Consider the following 17068-nt stretch of genomic DNA (forward strand, 5'->3'; position numbering starts at 1 on the left):
CCGGCCTCCTCCCCCGCCCCCCCGGGGGGGCGGGGGCAGTCATGGCGATACCCCAGGGAAAGCCGTGCCCCGGATTGCAATCAAGCGGGAACACCCAGATGAGATCTCAACAAAGTTGAGTATCAGTTGTTTCGTAGCGCACTATCGGATCCCCCGGCGGCTCGAAGCGTGCCGGAGGAGATGTTCCCGGTATGGAGGGGAGGGCGCAGGATCCGGGGTTTTTCCGCGGAATAAAGGGAAAACCTATTCTCTCGCGACAAAAAAATCATCAGCATGCACTATGAGATCACTGGAGACAACCTGCAGATGGTGACCCTCCGCCTCTCCCAGGGGGAGAGCGCCTGCGCCGAGGCCGGCGCCATGGTCAACATGAGCGGGAACATGCAGATGACCACCAACATGAAGGGCGGGCTCTTCAAGGGACTCAAGCGGATGGTGACCGGCGAGAGCCTCTTCATGACCGAGTTCACCCCGCAGGGAGGGGAGGGGTTCGTCTCCTTTGCCGGGAACGTCCCCGGGAAGATCTTCACGCTAGACCTTGCCGGAAACGAGTTCATCGCCCAGAAGGATGCGTTCCTCTGCTCCAAGCAGGGCATCGACCTCGATATAGCGTTCACGAAGAAGCTCCGGTCGGGCGCCTTCGGCGGTGAGGGGTTCATCCTGCAACGGCTCTCCGGCAGGGGGACGGCGTTCCTCCACTGTTGCGGCGACATCATGGAGATGACGCTTAAGCCCGAAGAGGTGGTCAGGGTGGAGACGGGCCTCGTCGTCGGGTTCGAGAGCACCGTCGACTACAGCATCGCGCTTGCCGGCGGCGTGAAGACCGTCTTCTTCGGCGGCGAGGGGCTCTTCCTGACGACGCTGACCGGCCCGGGCCGCGTCATCCTGCAGTCCATGGACATAGCAAAACTCGCCACCGCCCTGATGCCCTACCTCCCCATCCAGCACAACTCGTCAGGACGGTAACCTGATACTCCGCGAGGACAGAGGAGTACCTGATGAACCTCGTCATGGTGGTGCACGGCCCCGAGGTCTTCGATGCCGGCGACGTGGAGCGGCTGATCGGGCTCCTCTCCCCACAGCAGGTGCTCGTCGCCGGGGTGATGGCCCGGACTGCCGCTGAAGAGTCGGGGCTCCCGGTGACCTGCACGGACGAGCGCCCGAGTGTGGTCCTCGCCGCCCTCTCCGGGCGGACGTGTCTGGTCAACCGGGGAAAGACACCGGAGTCGGGACAGATATTCGGCGAGCTCGTCGCCGGCCGCCTCGGGGACGGGCAGGGGCTCGTCCACGTTGAGGCTTCGAGCCGCACCGTCTACTGCTGGAACCATGCCGACAGCGTCCTCGCAGAGGAGATCGCAGGGCTGACCGGGTATGCCCTCGTTCCCGGGACGAGCATCGGAGCCCGAAGGAATGGCGTGCGGGAGATCCGCGGGTGCCTCCCGGGGGAGGCGGTCTTCGTCAACGGGATCGTTATCGGGACCGCAACAGAGGAGACGGTCGTCCTCTCCGGAGAGGGCGGGACCGTGAGAGCCGTCTCCGGGCTTGAGCCGAAGCCTCACGGGCTTGAGAAACTCCTGCGGGAGGGCCTGCCGGACCTCGATGCGGCCTGGTGCAAGAGCGGGACGGTGCGGACTGCCCCTCCCCGGCAGGGAGAGCGCACCACCCGTGCGGGCAGGATTGCGGTCATTGACCACTGCGGCCACACCCTCTACCAGGAGATCGGAGAGGGAGTCTGCGGCGTCCTCGCCGTCGGCGACGACACCACCGCCGTCTGCGGTCACATCTGCTCCCACGCCGGCATCCCCGTCTTCGGCGTGGTCGACGGGGACGCCGACTGCATCGTGGAGCCCGGGTTTGCGCCCGGGTCGGTGGTGGTCGAGGTCGTCCGCGGGCGGGACGACGATCTCGGACGGGAACTTGCGGTCACCCGGGACCTCAACCCACTCTGCTGGGAGGAATGGGTGGAAGAGACGCTCCGCTCCCTTGCGGGAAGGGTGCGGGTTGTCGTCGACCGCCGCGGAGGATAAGAGATGCGATGCGCCGAATGTAAAGGAAAAGGACTCTGCGGGCTCCCACGCTGCCCGATCATGAGCAGGTTCTACGCCCAGCTCCCGGTCCTGCCGACCGATCATTACCAGGGGTCCGCTCCGTCGGTCTTCGTCGGAAGCTACGGCTACCCGAAGGTAGCAGGCGGCCCGCTGATGATCAACGACGCCGACCATCCGCCGGACTGGGTCGCCCGGGGGCTCGGGATCGACGATATCGTGGGGCTGCGGGCCCGGACGATACGCGGCGCCGGCGAGGTGAAGGGGCTCGCCGGGAACCTCCAGGAGATTGCGCTCTCGAGCCAGCCGCTCGATGTGGAGGTGCGCTTTGTAAAGCCGGTCGCCTTCGATCTCCGGTTCGACGGGACGATCGCCCCCGTCGGGCTCACCGGCGCCATCCGGAAGATGGATGTCCTCGATAACGCGCGGGTGGACCGGGCGGTGGACCGGGCAACGTCGGATACCGACCTCTCTGCCACCGATGCCTGCGACATCCTCCACACATCGGGCACCGACGTCTACCAGATCACCCAGCTCCTCACCGCCGGCCTCCTCGGGCGAAAACGTCACGTCGTCCCCACACGGTGGGCAATCACGGCGGTCGACGACACGGTCTCAAACCGGCTCAAGAAGAGGATCGCCCGGTATTCGCCGCTCGACGGCATCCAGGTCTTCTCCGCCTCGCTCTACGGCAACCATATCGTCTGCCTCCTTGTCCCGGGCGACTGGAAGTTCGAGATGATCGAAGTCTGGGGGAAGCAGTCGCTCTGGGGTGACGGGAGCGAGACGATCGCCCGGGACGGCGAAGGCCTCACCAAATCCGGCTACTCACCGCTCGCGGGCGCCTACTACTCGGCCCGCCTAGCGGTCACGGAGTACCTGGAGAGCATACGGCGCTCGGCGCGGGTGCTCGTGCTCCGGAACGTCACGAGCGATTACTGGGCGCCGCTCGGCACCTGGGTTGTCCGGGAGGCGACCCGGAATGCCATGAGAGGGCAGAAGACACCATGCGCCGACCTCAACGAGGGGATCGAACTCGCCTCCCGCCTCATCGGCTTCTCCCACTGGCGCCCCTACAGCAGGCTCATCCCGGAACTCGTGACGCAAAAAACGCTCTTTGACTTCTAAGCGGGGAGGGAGCCGGACCCCTGCCCGTTCTTCTGCTGGCCGTAGCGCTCGGCAAGAGAGTCGAGGGTCTCGGCCTCGTCGACGCTCTTATCTTCACGCACCTGCACAAACCTCGGGAACCGGAGCGCATACCCGCTCTCGTAGTTCGGGCTCGTCTGGATCTCAGAGTAGCCAACCTCAAAAACCACATCCGGCTCAAGCGTGACTTCCTTTCCCGAACGGGCGATTACCTTATCCTTGAAGAGGCTATAGAGATCGGCGAGCGTCTCGTCGGTTATCCCGGTCGCCACTTTCCCCACGGGGAGGAGCCGGCCCTGGTCCTGCACCGCGAGCAGGAACGAGCCGAACATCTTCGCCCGTCGCCCTTCGCCCCACTCGGCCCCGACGACCGCAAGGTCAAGCGTCTCGACCCCGGGTTTCACCTTCACCCAGAGGCGGCCCCGGACACCCGGGGTGTAGGGCGAATCGAGGACCTTCACCATCACGCCCTCGTGCCCGAGGTTTAAGGCCTCGGTGTAGATCGCTTCCGCCCCAGCCGCATTGTCGACCCTGAACTGCTCCGCGACGTGTGCACCGAGCACCTCTTCGAGGATCGTGCGCCGCTCCGAAAGAGGCCGGTCCATCAGCGTCTCGCCGTCCAGGTAGAGGATATCGAAGACCCGCGGCACAAGTTCGATCTTCTCCATCATCGAGTCCACCTGGTGTTTCCGCCGGAACCGCCGGATCACGTACTGGAACGGCATGGGCCTCCCGTCCCGGACAGCGACCGCCTCACCGTCCAGGATCACGTCGTGGCCGGTGGCTTCTGCAAGGTGGCTCGCGATGTCGGGGAGGCTCTCCGTGACCTCCTCCAGTCTCCGCGAGTAGATCCGGCAGATATCGCCCACCTTATGGAACTGGAACCTGCTCCCGTCGTATTTGTACTCGACCGCCACCTCGCCGTGGTCCCCGAGCTGCCCGGCGACGGTGCCCGCCTGCGCAAGCATCATCTTCACCGGCCGGAAAGGCTCGATCGTCACGCGGGAGAGAGCGGCCGGGTCCCGCCGGGCGAGGAGGGCCACCTCCCCGAGGTCGTTCATCGCCTGGTGGGCGTGCTCGACCAGATGGACATCGAGATCGAACGCCCGCGCAACGGCGTCGCGGACGCTCCCCTCGCCCATGCCTATACGGAGCTCTTCAAGCATCAGCCGTGCGAGATACCGTCCTTCCAGCGGGCGGGCGTTGCCGAAGAGACCCTGTGCCACACGGAGTTTCTCCCGCTGCGACCGCTGCCCCCCAGCGGCCGCCATCCGCTCGAGCTCCCGGTAGACCTCGATGAGGTCAAGTTCCTGGATGAAGAAGGATGTCTGTTCTTTCTTTGCAAGGAGTCCCTCGACGGCGATGCCTGCGTCACCGGTCGCGTTGATAGCCTCGCGGACCGTCTCCCTCTTCGTGCCGACGACGTAGGCCACGGCATCGTAGAGGAGGTTAGGGCCCACACCGAGTTTCCTGGGGCTCCAGTCGGGAAAGACCCTGCCCATGATGAAGCGGACGAAGATGGGGAGTTCCTCGTCGTCGAGCCGGGGCAGGACGGCACTGACCTGCTCGATCATATCCAGGCGCCCGGAGATCCCTTCCAGCTGCTCGCAGATACGGGCGAACTCCAGAAACTGCATACCCATAGTCTCCTGAAGTATTTCCCGGTGAGAGGAATCAAGTCTTCTGTTCGGCCACGGCCGTTCAGCACGGTTGATGTGGGAGCACTTCCCACCCTCATCTATGCACCAGGACGAAGAACTTAAAGAGATGCTCAGCGACCTCATCTGGCTCAACGCCACGATAGCCACCGAACTCATCCAGATCACTGAGACCACCTCCGCCATCCTCCGGAAGGCGGCTCCGCCGGAGACCTGCATCGCCGAGCACGCGGCCCTGCGCGCGACGGCGCTCGATATAGCCGACCGCTACAGGCCCGGGACGATGCTCCGGCAGCACGTTGAAAAACACCAGTGACGCGCTCTCCAGGAAGATAGGTGGTGGGGCCGAACGCGCACCCCCACAACAGTCGGTGGATTACTCCTCCGGGTCCTGCGGCCTCCCCACGAGAGGATCGGGCACGACCGACCCATCAGGCTCATCATCCGTCACGTTCCCCGTCCCACCCGTCTCCTCACCCCCGACAGTCTCATTCTCCGGGTCTCCCTGCACCTCACCCGTTACGTTACCAGCGCTGCCCGTCACACCATCAGCGGTTTTGTCGGCCGGCTCTCCGGGCTCATCGCCCGGGAGCGCGGTCCGGGCCGGGTTCGGTGTCGCTGAGGGGATCAGCCCTGCATCCATGGTGACGATGTCGCCCCCGCCGACCACGAATGAGGCCGTCGTGCCGGTCACCGGGTCGGCATGGCTGTCCCCGCCGGGGGTTGTGAAGATGTAGCCGTCCGGCGAGGTGAACGCGAGAGCGTACTCTCCGGGCAGGAGAGGACCGAAGAGGTAGAAGGAGGTGAAACGGTCATGGTATCCTGTGCGGGCCGATGCCGCCACGTTCCCGCCTGCGTCCAGGAGGCGGACCTCGACGTCCGTCAGGCCGACCGTCTCGTCCCTGATACCGTTGTGGTCACTGTCGCTCCAGGTCGTCCCGAGTATCCACCCGTAGGCCGCCGCCGGGGTTCCGGGCAGGTAACTCCCGACGAAACCTGCGTTCAGGGTCTGCCGTTCAGTCTGCCTCTCCGCAAATGCCACGACCCCCTCCATGGGGATCGCATCGCTGCCGAGACACGGGAGGGTGCAGGAGTAGCCGTCCGGCAGAAGGAATTCAGCGCCCCTGTAGTCCCCGGTCGGGATGGTTGAGAACCGGTACGACCCATCATGATCGGTGACTGCATAATCAAGCATGGTTCGCTTGCCTATCAGCCGCACGCTGATGCCGGGGATGCCCGGCTCGCCGGGGTCGTGACTGCCGTCAACGTCGAGGTCGTACCAGACCGTTCCCGACAGCGACCCGCTGCCCCCAGTATCGTCCTTCGGTTTCTCTTTATCCTCGCCCTCATTATCCTGGTCATCCCCATCATGGTCATCCGGCTTCTCTGTCGGCTTCTGTGTCAGGGTCGGTTCCGGCGTAGGCGTCGGAGTTGCAGTCATCGTCGGCTCTTTCGTCGGTTTAGCGGTCCGGGTTGGTTCGGGCGTCGAGGTCTCCGTCGGGACTGCCGTCACGGTCGGCTTCGGGGTCGCTGCCTTCGTCGGCGTCGTTACCACCGCCGTCGGGGCCGGCAGCGGGCCCGCTGTCACCGGCGGCTTCTGGTGCACAGCCGGCGCTTTCGGGGGTTTGATAGGCGTTGCCGTGGGCCCCGGTGTCGGCGTCGGCTCGGGGGCGGGCCCCAGTCTCACCGCCCAGGCGTCCGTATTCACCGGTCCCCCCTTCTCCGTGGCATTGAACGTTCCTGCGAAGATGTACTCGTCTTTTGCGAGCTGCAGGATCGATGCGGCCCGGTCACCGGGGTTCTTGCCGCCGAAGGTTCTGCTCCACACTACCGCACCGCCTGCATCGGTCCCGACGATCCAGGCGTCAGTGTCCTTCACGCCGGAAAACCCGGTCTCCCCGGCGAAGAGATAGCCACCGTCCGCAGTCTCGATGACGGCCGCTGCCGACTCATTCACACCGAAGTCCCCATATATCCAGTTCCATAGAATATCCCCGGCGGGCGTGAGTTTGATGAGAAGCGCATCGGTATCAACCGTTGCGTTGTCGGGCCTCTCTGTGAACGTGCCGGCGACAAGGATGTTGCCGTCCGAGGTGTTCGTCACCGCGAGGCCGGCATCATCGTCAGGACTCCCGAACGTCCTGTTCCAGACCTCGTCTCCCGATTCGTTCAGCCTGACCACCCAGGCGTCGGCCATGCCCGCTCCCGACGATTCCGTGCTGCCGGCAACGACGAAGTCCCCGCCGGGAAGCCAGGTGACGGCGTTCGCCGTATCATTCCCGGCCCCGCCGAACGTCTTCTCCCAGACCTCATCTCCCGATTCGTTCAGCCTGACCACCCAGGCGTCCGACTCGTTCCCCCCCCAGGCCGTGGTGGAGCCGACGAAGACGTAACCGCCGTCATCGATCCGGGTGACGGCGTTTGCCGAGGCGTTGACATCCGGACCGCCGTAGGTCCGGTTCCAGATCTCACCGCCTGACGGATCAATCTTCACAATCCAGGCATCGGTGTCCAGCCGCGTTACGTTCGTGACGAGGGTGAGGTTACCGGCGAAGAGGAGATTGCCGTCGCCGGTCCGGATGATGGAGCGCGCGGTGTCGGTCTCCTCCCCGCCGTAGGTCCTGTTCCACTCTTCGGCGCCCTCCGGCGTCAGCCTGATCACCCGGGCGTCCGCCTTCCCCTCTCCGGACGATACGGCCTCTCCGGCAAGGAAGAATCCGCCTCCGGGGCCCGGGACGATTGCGTACGCCGCATCGTCGGCATCCGGCCCTCCATACGTCCGGTTCCATATATCTGTGTGATCTCCTGCCCCCGCTCCCGCGGCTGCGATGAGCGCGAGTGCCGACAGGAAAAGTATACCGAAGTAGGTGCTGCGTTGCATGGTTTACCTCTGCTCATCTTCACCCCGGCAAACGTGCTGCAGTCCGCGCCGGAGACCGCCGATACCCTCCGTCTCCCGGGGTCTCCGGCGGGCCGCCATGAAACACGGGTCCATCGGGGGGAGGTTGAGCCTCCCGCAGCATCATGGGGTCTGCACTTTAATAGAGCCACTATTATAATAACTTTATTTAAAAATACAGGTGGGATGACGGCCCGAAAACAGCCATACCCCGCAGACCCGAGATGCCGCGGCCCTCTCCCGGGAAGAGGGGCACACGGATAACCGCTGCAGTTGCCATCCTGGGCCAGGGTTCCGTCCAGTTGCCGCGACCGCCCGGGGTGATACGGCTCATCGAGTATGCCCCACAACCATCAATACACTTATGAGCAAACCCTTGATAGGAGACCTGCATGAGACTCTTGCTTGCGATTGCACCGGAACGGTTCAGGGACGAGGAACTGGAGACCCCGAGGAGGGTCTTTGAGGAGGCGGGGATCGACGTCGATATCGCCTCGACGACCACCGGCAGATGCACAGGAATGCTCGGGGCCACCACAGAGGCGGCCATGACGTTTGACGACGTGGACCCCGACGACTACGCCGGGATCGTGGTCGTGGGCGGCGCCGGCTCCCAGGACCATCTCTGGGGAAGCGAGAGGCTTTCGGCCCTTGTCCGGGCATTCTTCGAGCAGGGCAAGGTCGTCGCCGCCATCTGCCTTGCGCCGGTCGTCCTCGCGCGGGCGGGCATCCTCGCCGGACGGCAGGCCACGGTGTACCGAAGCCCTGCGGCTGTCGCGGAGATGAAGAAGGGAGGAGCGAACCTCCTCGATATCCCGGTCGTCGCGGATATGCAGATCGTAACCGCGAACGGGCCCACTGCTGCCGCCCAATTCGCCGATACCATCATCACGAAACTGGAATGCTGAACTATACGGAAGGCGGTGAAGTGGACCGGGCGGACTGCACCCTGGTGATCCCCGCATACAACGAGGAGAGGCGGATACGGTCGCTCCTCGAGGACATATCCGGGTTTGCCGGCGACCTGATCTTCGTCTGCGACGGGACCGATGCCACCCCCACCGTCATCGGCGCTTTTGCGACCGCTCACCCGTCGCTCTCCATCCGGTGCCTGACATTCCCGGCCCGCCTCGGTAAGGGAGGCGGCGTCGTTGCCGGAGTCCGGGAAGCGTCGACCCCCTACGTCGGGTATATGGACGCGGACGGCTCGACGTCGTTATGGGAGATGGAGCGCCTCTTCGACCGCCTCGCGAACGCAGACGGCGCCATTGGTTCGCGCTGGCTCCCCGGCTCAGTCCTGACGGTGAGACAGGGCCTCCGGCGCCGGGCCGAGAGCCGCTTCTTCAACCTCCTCGTCCGGCTGCTCTTCGGGCTTGATTACCGGGACACCCAGTGCGGCGCTAAGGCCTTCCGGCGGGAGGCGCTTGACCGGGTTCTCCCTTCCATCCGGTCAACGGGGTTCGAGTTTGACGTCGAACTCCTCTGGCGGCTGCGGCGGAGCGGCTGCCGGGTGGAGGAGGTCCCGATCACCTGGGAGAACCGGGACGAGTCGAAAGTGGGGGCGTCGGACGCGAAGGAGATGCTTCTCGGTATGATCCGGCTCAGGTTCGGGTGAAACGTTCCACGGGGTAGGCTTACCTTCGCGGTTCGCGCTCTTCGAGTGCTTGAACTCTGGACGTTCCGTCCGTCGCAATTCGCATCTTAACGGTGCTCGAGCTCCGTTCCCATCGGAACGTCGCTCCTCGGGAACAAAACCCCGGGATTTAAGGCTTCCTGGGTGGACGGATTTTGTAAGAGCGGTGATCCGGTGTTTGAGAAGACGGTCTTTGTGGAGGAGATCAGCGGGGGCGTGCAGGTCGACGCACCGTTCGTGGTGGATGCCGTGGAGTTGCGCGAGAAGCGGGACGGCAAGTACATTCTGCTCAACATCTCCGATAAGACCGGCCGGGGGACCTGCAAGGTGTGGGGGACATCCAGCCACGATGTGAGGCAGATCGAGGCGTTCTGCCATGCAATCCAGCCCGGCGAGGTCTATCGCATCCAGGGATACGCGAAGGAGTTCAACGGCACCTGCGAGGTGAACGTGAACGACGGGATCACCCACCTGGCAGACCCGGTCCAGGAGGATCTTCTCGATCCGTCCTGGTTTGTTTATGCACCCGCCGACGGCGACGGCGTCAGGCGGGGACTCGGGCGTATGGCCGCCCAGATTGAGGATTCCGGCATATCCTCTCTCGTTTCAAGAGTGATGAACGACACGCCCGGATTCTTTGAAGTGCCCGCGGCCAAACACCGGCACCACGCCTACACCGGCGGCCTCGCGGAACACACCCTCGAGACCGCGGAGATTGCGGCGAACCTCGCGGGCACCATCTGCCGGGCGGAGATGGACACCGATGTGCTGCTCGCGGGAGCCCTTCTCCACGACATAGGGAAGGCATCCTGCTTCCGCCGCCGGGGCTTCTCGTTCGTCGCGCTCCCCGAGTACACCCTCGTCGGGCATACGGCGATCGGGGCCGCCGCCCTCCTCCGGCACTCTGCCGACGTCAACCCCTCGCGGTTCGCGCATATCCTCCACATCCTGATGTCGCACCACGGCCCCCACGGCGAGGTCCAGCCCCGGACCCCCGAGGCCTGGGGGGTCCACTTCGCCGACAACGCAAGCGCCACCCTCCGGAGCATCTGTGACGATGTCACCGGTCTTAGACCGGGAGAAGAGCGGCAGGGAGCACGGACGCGGCAGCCGGTCTACCGGTTCTGATAGGGCTCTCTTCCTTCCATTTTCCCACCGGATAACCTCCGGGAGCGCAGCAAGGCGGTCTTCAGAGCGGATTTGAGGAACGACAGGGAACCAGGGTGTAAACCGTATAGTGCTATATCAAAAATGCCGGCAGATATTGCCCTGTTTCAAGAATACTGTATTATCGAGAGAGTATATGCCCTTTCCGGTATCCTCCCGGGAGAGGTGTGCCCGTCCGGGGCACCTCGCTGCAAAAAGGGGTTACAACCCCTTCAGGTACGCCTCAGGGTTCTTCTCAAAGAGTTTCTTGCACCCCGGGGCGCAGAAGTAGTAGGTCTTGCCCTTATACTCGGACGTGAGCTTCGCGGTCGCCTCGTCGACGTTCATCTTGCATACCGGATCAACTGCCATGTGCATCAACCTCTGACAGGAGACCTCTCTTCGCCGGGGGTATATATGTCTTGAGCAGCAGGGAGAGCGAGACGACCGTCACCGAAGAGAGCGCCATGGCGAGCGCCGCAAGCTCCGGCCGGAACGTTATGCCGAAAGATGGGTAGAGCACGCCCGCGGCGAGAGGGATGAGAGCTGCGTTGTAGGCGAACGCCCAGAAGAGGTTCTGCTTGATCCGGCTCATCACCTTCCGGGAAAGCTCGATGGCCGCGACGGCATCAGTCAGGTCGTCGCGGATAAGGACGATATCTCCGCTCTCGATCGCGACATCGGTCCCGCTCCCGATAGCGATACCGACGTCCGCCTGCGCGAGCGCCGGGGCGTCGTTGATCCCGTCGCCCACGAACGCCACGACCTCGCCCCGTTCCTGGAGGGTCCGGACCTCCCGGGCCTTATCCTGCGGCAGCACCCCGGCATGGACATCATCGATGCCGACCTCCCGCGCGATGGCGTTTGCCGTCCGCTCGTTGTCGCCGGTGATCATCGTAACGGAGAGCCCCATCCGTTTCAGCTCCGCGACGGCCCCCTTCGTCGTCGGTTTCAGGGTGTCGGCGACGGCGATGATACCGGCAAACCCGCCGGAGGCGGCGATGAAGACCACGGTCTTCCCCGCGTCCTGGAGGGCGGTAATCCGGCCTTCCGCCTCGGACGGGATGCGGATGTGATACTCATCGAGGAAGGACCGGTTCCCGATCAGGACCTCCCCCCCCTCCACCACGGCGCTCACCCCCCTGCCGCCGAAGGCCGTGAACCGCTCCGACGCCGAGACCGCAACGCCGGCGCTCTCCGCCCGCCGCACGACCGCTGCCCCGAGCGGGTGCTCCGAGTTCCGCTCGACCGCCGCCGCAACGGAAAGAAGCCGATCCTCCGGCATCCCGAACGCGACGACATCGGTGACGTCCGGTCTCCCCCGGGTGAGCGTCCCGGTCTTGTCGAAGACGACCGCGGTCAGTCTCTCGGAGATCTCGAGCGCTTCACCGTTCCGGATCAGCACCCCGAGTTCAGCCCCCCGGCCAATCCCGACGGTCACAGCGGTCGGGGTGGCGAGCCCGAGCGCACAGGGGCAGGCGACGACCAGGATGGAGATGAGCACCGTGAGCGCAAAAAGGAGAGGGGCGCCGAGGACCACGTACCAGACGAGGAAGGCGGCGGTTGCTATCGCGAGGACGACCGGTATGAAGTAGGAGACCGCGACGTCGGCGATCCGCTCCACCGGCGGCTTTGAACCCTGGGCGTCCCGGACGAGCCTGATGATCTGCGCAAGCACCATATCCTTCCCGATCTTCTCGGCCCTGACACGGAGGACACCGTTCACGTTCAGGGTGCCGCCGACAACCTCGTCGCCCTCCTGTTTGTCGGCCGGGATGGGCTCGCCGGTGATCATCGATTCATCGACCGAACTCTCGCCGCCCACGACCACCCCGTCCACCGGCACCTTCTCCCCCGGCCTGACCAGGAGGACGTCGCCGACGACCACGTCATCGATAGCGACCTCGACCTCCCGCCCGTCCCGGATCACCGTCGCGGTCCGGGGCCGGAGACCGATCAGGTTCTTGATCGCCTCCGACGTCCTTCCTTTGGCCCGGGCCTCAAGGTACCTCCCGAGTGTCAGGAACGCCGCGAGCATCACCGCTGTGTCATAGAAGTTGAACTCCGGTGTGAGGACGACCTCAAACGTCCCGAGGATGCTTGCACCGTATGCGACGCCGATGCCCATCGCGTACATGACGTCCATGGTCAGCGCCCGGTTCCGGAGCGCGGCGGCGGCCGCCCTGAAGATGGGGGCGCTGACGTAGAGGAAGACCGGGGCGGTGATGATGAGCATGATGAGGTTCGCCGAGACCGGGAGGGCGACCATCTCCGGCACCCGGAAGAGCATGATGAGGAAGAGCGGTATACTCACCGCGAACCCGATGGTGAACCGCCGGAACTTGTCCCGGAGGTCCTCCTCCCGCATCCGGGCCTCAACATCTTCGGAGACCTCCTCCAGAAGTCCCAGGTATTGGTAGCCGGCATCCTCGACGGCGGCCCGGATGTCGGATACGGTGACGAGCGCGGGGTTGTAGACGATATGCGCGGCCTCAGTGGCAAGGTTGACCCGGGCATCGTAGACCCCATCGAGAGCGGTGAGCGAGGCCTCGATCACCTGGGCGCAACTTGCGCAGACCATCCCGCCTATACGGACGGTGACCTCGTTGTGCACGACCTCGTAGCCGGCGTCGACGACCGTCCGCTCGAGGTCTGCGAGGCTGGCCTTCGTCGGGTCGTACTCGACGATGGCGGTCTCGGCCGCGAGGTTAACCCGGGCATCGTAGACGTCGTCCCGGCCCTGGAGAGCGTGTTCTATATTGAGGGCGCAGGATGCGCAGTGCATCCCGGAGATCTTCAGTTCCGCCTTCCTCTTCTCCTCTGGCATGATACTCTCCTTGCCGCGCGGAGTTAAATACCTGTAACTCCTGGCTCGCGTTTCCCGGCGTAACCACCCCGGGAGCGGCCCGGATCCCCGTCATACTATGTGGCAATTATTATACGTAAGATTATTATACTCCGGGCCGGTTATAAACGCCCAATCCAGAGGTGATTGTGGTGCAGAGAAGGGATGTTACAGCAGAGGAGGAGCGGCATGATGTTGGTCCTATGGCGTCGAAGCGGGATATTGGCAGTCTGACGGAAGCGCTGCAGAGCAGCGATCCCGAAGTTCGCCGGAGCGCCGCTCTCGCCCTTGGCGCGCTCGGTGAATGGAGGGCAACAGACCCCCTCATCCGTGCGCTCGCCGATCCGGTCCAATCAGTCCGGGAGGGGGCGGCGAACGCGCTCACCATGGTCGGGACACCGGCGGTCGAGCCGCTGATCGATCTCCTCGAGCGCCCCGATATTGCAATGGTATACGGCGTGCCGCGGGAAGAGTCCGGGGAGGGGCTTACCCAGTTCGACCTCCTCGCGGGCCCCGAGGGCATACCGCCCGCAAAGAGGACGCTCCGGCACAGGGGGGGTATTACGCAGCACGACGCGCTCGGTGGTCCGGAGGCCCTCAAAATGGCCGGAGGCCGGAAAGCGCTCGAGCATGAGGAGGAAGGGCTCACCCAGCACGATGCGCTCGGCGGCCCGGAGGACCTTAAGAGAGCAGGCGGCAGAAGAGCCCTCGAACATGAGGAGGAAGGGATCACCCAGCACGACCTCCTCGCGGGCCCGGAGGGCATACCTCCCGGAAAGAAGACCCTCCAGCACCGGGAACTTGCACAGCACGATCTCCTTGCCGGCCCCGAAGGCGTGAGGGAACACGAGGCGCTCTTCCCGGAAGGGAGGAAGGCCGGCGTCGTGACGGAGGGTGTCCCCCCCGGCATGAAGCCGGGGCTGCGCCGGGCCTATGCCGCCGTCATCCTCGGCGAGATCGCCGACCCGCGGGCAGAGGGGGTCCTCACCCGGTCGCTCTCCGACAGCGACCCCGCCGTCCGGAGGGCAGCCGAGGATGGGCTGGCACGGTTCCGGAAGAGGCAGGGTGCGGCTACGTCCGCCCCGCCGGCGCCCCGCTGATGCCCGGGGCAGGCTATCTTTTTTCCCGGTGTCGTGGATGCGGCATGCCGCGTGCCCATAGATGGCGGCATCATGGTGCCGGGGCAGAGTTGGGCCGGTGCATAGACAGGGTTATTATATCAAAACGATCGTTATACGCGAAATTCGGAGGCGAAGAGGTTGCAGAGGGAGAGTATTCCCATGGAAGAGAGGCGATTCAACATCGGTATCCTGAGGGCGGAGGAGGACATTGACGGCCTGGTCGAGGCGCTGGGGAGCAATGACGGCCTGACCCGCCAGCGAGCCGCCCTGGCACTGGGGGACATAGGCGGGGTGAAGGCGGCGGAGCCCCTCATCCGGGCGCTCGGTGATCCGCTGACGGCGGTGCGGGAAGCGGCGGCAGACTCGCTGGCCCTGCTCGGGAACCCGGCGGTCGGGCCGCTCGTCGAACTCATCGAGCACCCGGAGGCATCGGAGAACTACGAAGAGCCGGAGGCTGCAGAAGGCACGATGAAGGTAACCGGATCCGGCGGCCGGAGATGGGAGGTCGAGACCCGAAGAGACCTCCGGCGGGTTTATGCGGCCGCCATCCTCGGCGAGATCGCCGATCCCGCGGCGGTGGAGCCCCTCGTCCGGGCGCTTCATGACAGGAACGACGATCTCCGGTGCCAGGCATCGGGAGCGCTCGCGAAGTTCGGGCGCAGGGCGGTAGAACCGCTTGCAGCGATGCTTGCTGACCCCGACCCGGAGGTCCGGATCGTCGCGGCCGGCGTCCTCGGCGATACCGGCGATCCGGCTGCGGTGGAGCCCCTCGTCGCGGCGCTCCGCGACAGGAACCCCGACGTCCGGGGTGCGGCGGGAGGCGCCCTCTTCCGGATAGGCGATGCCGCGGTCGAGCCGCTGATCGCGGCGACGAAGGACGCCGACCGGAACGTCCGGCTCTATGCGGCAGGGGCGCTCAAGTACATCGGCAACTCGCGGGCGATCGATGCGTTGCAGGAGCTCGCCCGGAGCGGGGATACGGAGGAGAGAAGCGTCGCGGAGGACGCGATCGAGAAGATACGGATGGTCCACGGAGAGGCCGCGCCGGAGCCCTCACCGCCGACCTCACGATAATCCATCTTACTTTTGTCCGGAACGACCGGAGCGGTCCCGCTCCGGTCTCGAAGACCTCTGGTTTCCCTTATCCCCTTCTCCTTACCCTCACCGACTCCGCGTGGGCGTGGAGCCCCTCCGCGTCGGCGATCGTCTCCACCACATCGCCGATCGCCTCAAGGCCCTCCCGCGTGATCACCTGGACCGTTGAGCGCCGGCAGAAGTGGTTCACATCAAGCCCTGAGTAGAGACTGGCGTAGCCTGCCGTCGGGAGGACGTGGTTTGTTCCCGACGCGTAGTCGCCACAGGCCACCGCCGAGTAGGGGCCGACGAATATCGACCCGGCGCTCCTGATTCGGTTGAGGACGGAAAGCGGGTCGGCCACCTGGACCGAGAGGTGCTCGGGGGCGATGCCGTTGACCGTCTCTATCGCCTCATCGATGTCACCGGCCACGATGTAGCCGGAGTGGTCGAGCGCTTTCTGTATGATATCCCGCCGCTCCGCACCCGCCGCCATCCGCTTCACCTGCTCAGTGACCGCATCGGCGAGGGCCGCGTCGGTCGTGACGAGGACGCAGGCGGCGTTCGGGTCGTGCTCCGCCTGGGCAAGGATATCTGCCGCGACGAAGACCGGGTTCGCCGTGCTATCTGCGAGGATCGCGATCTCGCTCGGGCCAGCCGGGAAGTCAATCTCGGCCTCATCCCGGAGAAGCATCTTCGCGGCGGTGACGTAGACGTTGCCCGGACCGACGATCTTCTCCACCCTCGGAATCGTATCGGTTCCTATCGCCATGGCCGCAATCGCCTGGGCGCCACCGACCCGGTAGACCTCACCGACACCGGCTATATCGAGCGCCACAAGCGTGATCGGGTTGACCGGCGGCGGGGTGCAGCAGCAGATCTCCCCAACACCGGCGACCATCGCAGGGATTGTGCACATCAGCGCCGTCGAGGGGTATGCCGCCCGCCCGCCGGGGACGTATGCCCCGACACGGGAAAGCGGTGTCGTCTTGACGCCGAGGGTGATCCCGGGTTCCATCTCCTGCAGCCAGAGGTCACGCCCGCGCTGCAGCTCGTGGAACCGGCTGATCCGCGCCTCCGCCTGCACAAGGCTCTCGACCAGTTGTGCGTCCACCAGATCGTAGGCCGCCTCCCGCTCCTCGTCGGAGACGGCGATCTCAGTAAGGTCGATGCCGTCGAACCGCTTCGTCAGGTCGATCAGGGCATCGTCGCCCTCTGCCCGCACCCTCTCGATGATCTCTGAGACCGGTCCCTTCACCCGGTCGAGATCCGACCGCCGTCCGGCGATCCAGGTCCCGATATCCAGCGCCTGCCACATGAGGAAAAAGGTCGGCGGGCTGAAGCGTTAAGGTTTCGGCACCCTGTTCTCCCGAGGGGGATTGCTGGTAGTGCTTCAGCAGAGAACTGCTAATCGATCTCGGTGGATCCGACCGAAAGTTTCCGTTATCGGGCTCTGGTAACGCCCACCCTATTCCGGCTGTCGTTCATCCCTGACGAGATT

At 64.9% G+C, this 17068-nt stretch carries 14 protein-coding genes; 9 read left to right on the plus strand and 5 right to left on the minus strand.

Annotation, left to right across the window (positions count from 1 at the left end):
- Window positions 1-273: 273 nt before the first annotated feature.
- From BP846_RS00530 to BP846_RS00540, 3 genes are read left to right on the plus strand one after another with little or no spacing between them, the layout of a single operon-like run.
- Window positions 274-966 (plus strand): TIGR00266 family protein, encoded by a 693-nt coding sequence (locus BP846_RS00530; RefSeq protein WP_292392094.1) that lies wholly within the window; start codon window positions 274-276, stop codon window positions 964-966.
- A gap of 32 nt (window positions 967-998) precedes the next feature.
- Window positions 999-2027, plus strand: a complete 1029-nt coding sequence (locus tag BP846_RS00535; protein WP_292392095.1) for a DUF2117 domain-containing protein — start codon at window positions 999-1001, stop codon at window positions 2025-2027.
- Window positions 2028-2030: 3 nt separating this feature from the next.
- Complete coding sequence (locus BP846_RS00540) at window positions 2031-3173, plus strand: hypothetical protein (RefSeq protein WP_292392096.1); 1143 nt, start codon at window positions 2031-2033, stop codon at window positions 3171-3173.
- On the opposite strand, the gene BP846_RS00545 is transcribed toward BP846_RS00540, so the two are convergent.
- On the minus strand, window positions 3170-4828 hold the full coding sequence (locus BP846_RS00545; protein ID WP_292392097.1) for an ATP-dependent DNA ligase: 1659 nt from the start codon (window positions 4826-4828) through the stop codon (window positions 3170-3172). The genes BP846_RS00540 and BP846_RS00545 overlap by 4 nt on opposite strands.
- A gap of 103 nt (window positions 4829-4931) precedes the next feature.
- Here BP846_RS00545 and BP846_RS00550 point away from each other — a divergent pair, with 103 nt between their 5' ends.
- Entirely contained in the window at window positions 4932-5165 is a 234-nt protein-coding gene (locus BP846_RS00550; RefSeq protein WP_292392098.1) for a hypothetical protein, read from the plus strand.
- Window positions 5166-5225: 60 nt separating this feature from the next.
- On the opposite strand, the gene BP846_RS00555 is transcribed toward BP846_RS00550, so the two are convergent.
- Window positions 5226-7730, minus strand: a complete 2505-nt coding sequence (locus tag BP846_RS00555; protein WP_292392099.1) for an SdrD B-like domain-containing protein — start codon at window positions 7728-7730, stop codon at window positions 5226-5228.
- A 410-nt stretch (window positions 7731-8140) separates the two neighbouring features.
- Here BP846_RS00555 and BP846_RS00560 point away from each other — a divergent pair, with 410 nt between their 5' ends.
- The 3 genes from BP846_RS00560 to BP846_RS00570 all read left to right on the plus strand — a co-directional run bounded on the left by BP846_RS00560 (window position 8141) and on the right by BP846_RS00570 (window position 10509).
- Window positions 8141-8656, plus strand: coding sequence for a DJ-1/PfpI/YhbO family deglycase/protease (locus tag BP846_RS00560; RefSeq protein ID WP_292392100.1), 516 nt, complete (start codon window positions 8141-8143; stop codon window positions 8654-8656).
- A complete protein-coding gene (locus BP846_RS00565) occupies window positions 8650-9363 on the plus strand; it encodes a glycosyltransferase (RefSeq protein WP_292392101.1) in 714 nt (237 codons plus the stop codon). The genes BP846_RS00560 and BP846_RS00565 overlap by 7 nt, the downstream gene beginning before the upstream one ends.
- 192 nt (window positions 9364-9555) lie before the next feature.
- Window positions 9556-10509 carry an HD domain-containing protein gene (locus BP846_RS00570; protein WP_292392102.1) on the plus strand — a complete coding sequence of 318 codons (954 nt, stop codon included), beginning with the start codon at window positions 9556-9558 and terminating at the stop codon, window positions 10507-10509.
- Window positions 10510-10749: 240 nt separating this feature from the next.
- Here BP846_RS00570 and BP846_RS00575 read toward each other — a convergent pair whose 3' ends face one another.
- Complete coding sequence (locus BP846_RS00575) at window positions 10750-10899, minus strand: YHS domain-containing protein (RefSeq protein WP_292392103.1); 150 nt, start codon at window positions 10897-10899, stop codon at window positions 10750-10752.
- The gene (locus BP846_RS00580; RefSeq protein ID WP_292392104.1) at window positions 10889-13354 is read right to left on the minus strand and encodes a heavy metal translocating P-type ATPase; all 2466 of its coding nucleotides are present in this window, start codon (window positions 13352-13354) and stop codon (window positions 10889-10891) included. The genes BP846_RS00575 and BP846_RS00580 overlap by 11 nt, the downstream gene beginning before the upstream one ends.
- Window positions 13355-13521: 167 nt before the next feature.
- Here BP846_RS00580 and BP846_RS00585 point away from each other — a divergent pair, with 167 nt between their 5' ends.
- Entirely contained in the window at window positions 13522-14472 is a 951-nt protein-coding gene (locus BP846_RS00585) for a HEAT repeat domain-containing protein (protein WP_292392105.1), read from the plus strand.
- Window positions 14473-14652: 180 nt separating this feature from the next.
- The gene (locus BP846_RS00590) at window positions 14653-15567 is read left to right on the plus strand and encodes a HEAT repeat domain-containing protein (protein ID WP_292392106.1); all 915 of its coding nucleotides are present in this window, start codon (window positions 14653-14655) and stop codon (window positions 15565-15567) included.
- 67 nt (window positions 15568-15634) lie between these two features.
- Here BP846_RS00590 and hisD read toward each other — a convergent pair whose 3' ends face one another.
- The gene (gene hisD, locus BP846_RS00595) at window positions 15635-16885 is read right to left on the minus strand and encodes a histidinol dehydrogenase (RefSeq protein ID WP_292392107.1); all 1251 of its coding nucleotides are present in this window, start codon (window positions 16883-16885) and stop codon (window positions 15635-15637) included.
- Window positions 16886-17068 lie beyond the last annotated feature (183 nt).

It is taken from the genome of Methanoculleus sp. UBA303 (genome assembly GCA_002501655.1).
Classification (GTDB): domain Archaea; phylum Halobacteriota; class Methanomicrobia; order Methanomicrobiales; family Methanoculleaceae; genus Methanoculleus.

Bases quoted from the DNA above. Each gene is read 5' to 3' on its own strand.
- BP846_RS00580 (WP_292392104.1), bottom strand. From the start codon at position 13,354: ATGCCAGAGGAGAAGAGGAAGGCGGAACTGAAGATCTCCGGGATGCAC.
- BP846_RS00565 (WP_292392101.1), top strand. From the start codon at position 8,650: ATGCTGAACTATACGGAAGGCGGTGAAGTGGACCGGGCGGACTGCACC.
- BP846_RS00555 (WP_292392099.1), bottom strand. From the start codon at position 7,730: ATGCAACGCAGCACCTACTTCGGTATACTTTTCCTGTCGGCACTCGCG.
- BP846_RS00575 (WP_292392103.1), bottom strand. From the start codon at position 10,899: ATGGCAGTTGATCCGGTATGCAAGATGAACGTCGACGAGGCGACCGCG.
- BP846_RS00560 (WP_292392100.1), top strand. From the start codon at position 8,141: ATGAGACTCTTGCTTGCGATTGCACCGGAACGGTTCAGGGACGAGGAA.
- BP846_RS00530 (WP_292392094.1), top strand. From the start codon at position 274: ATGCACTATGAGATCACTGGAGACAACCTGCAGATGGTGACCCTCCGC.
- BP846_RS00545 (WP_292392097.1), bottom strand. From the start codon at position 4,828: ATGCAGTTTCTGGAGTTCGCCCGTATCTGCGAGCAGCTGGAAGGGATC.
- BP846_RS00550 (WP_292392098.1), top strand. From the start codon at position 4,932: ATGCACCAGGACGAAGAACTTAAAGAGATGCTCAGCGACCTCATCTGG.
- BP846_RS00540 (WP_292392096.1), top strand. From the start codon at position 2,031: ATGCGATGCGCCGAATGTAAAGGAAAAGGACTCTGCGGGCTCCCACGC.
- BP846_RS00535 (WP_292392095.1), top strand. From the start codon at position 999: ATGAACCTCGTCATGGTGGTGCACGGCCCCGAGGTCTTCGATGCCGGC.
- hisD (WP_292392107.1), bottom strand. From the start codon at position 16,885: ATGTGGCAGGCGCTGGATATCGGGACCTGGATCGCCGGACGGCGGTCG.
- BP846_RS00590 (WP_292392106.1), top strand. From the start codon at position 14,653: ATGGAAGAGAGGCGATTCAACATCGGTATCCTGAGGGCGGAGGAGGAC.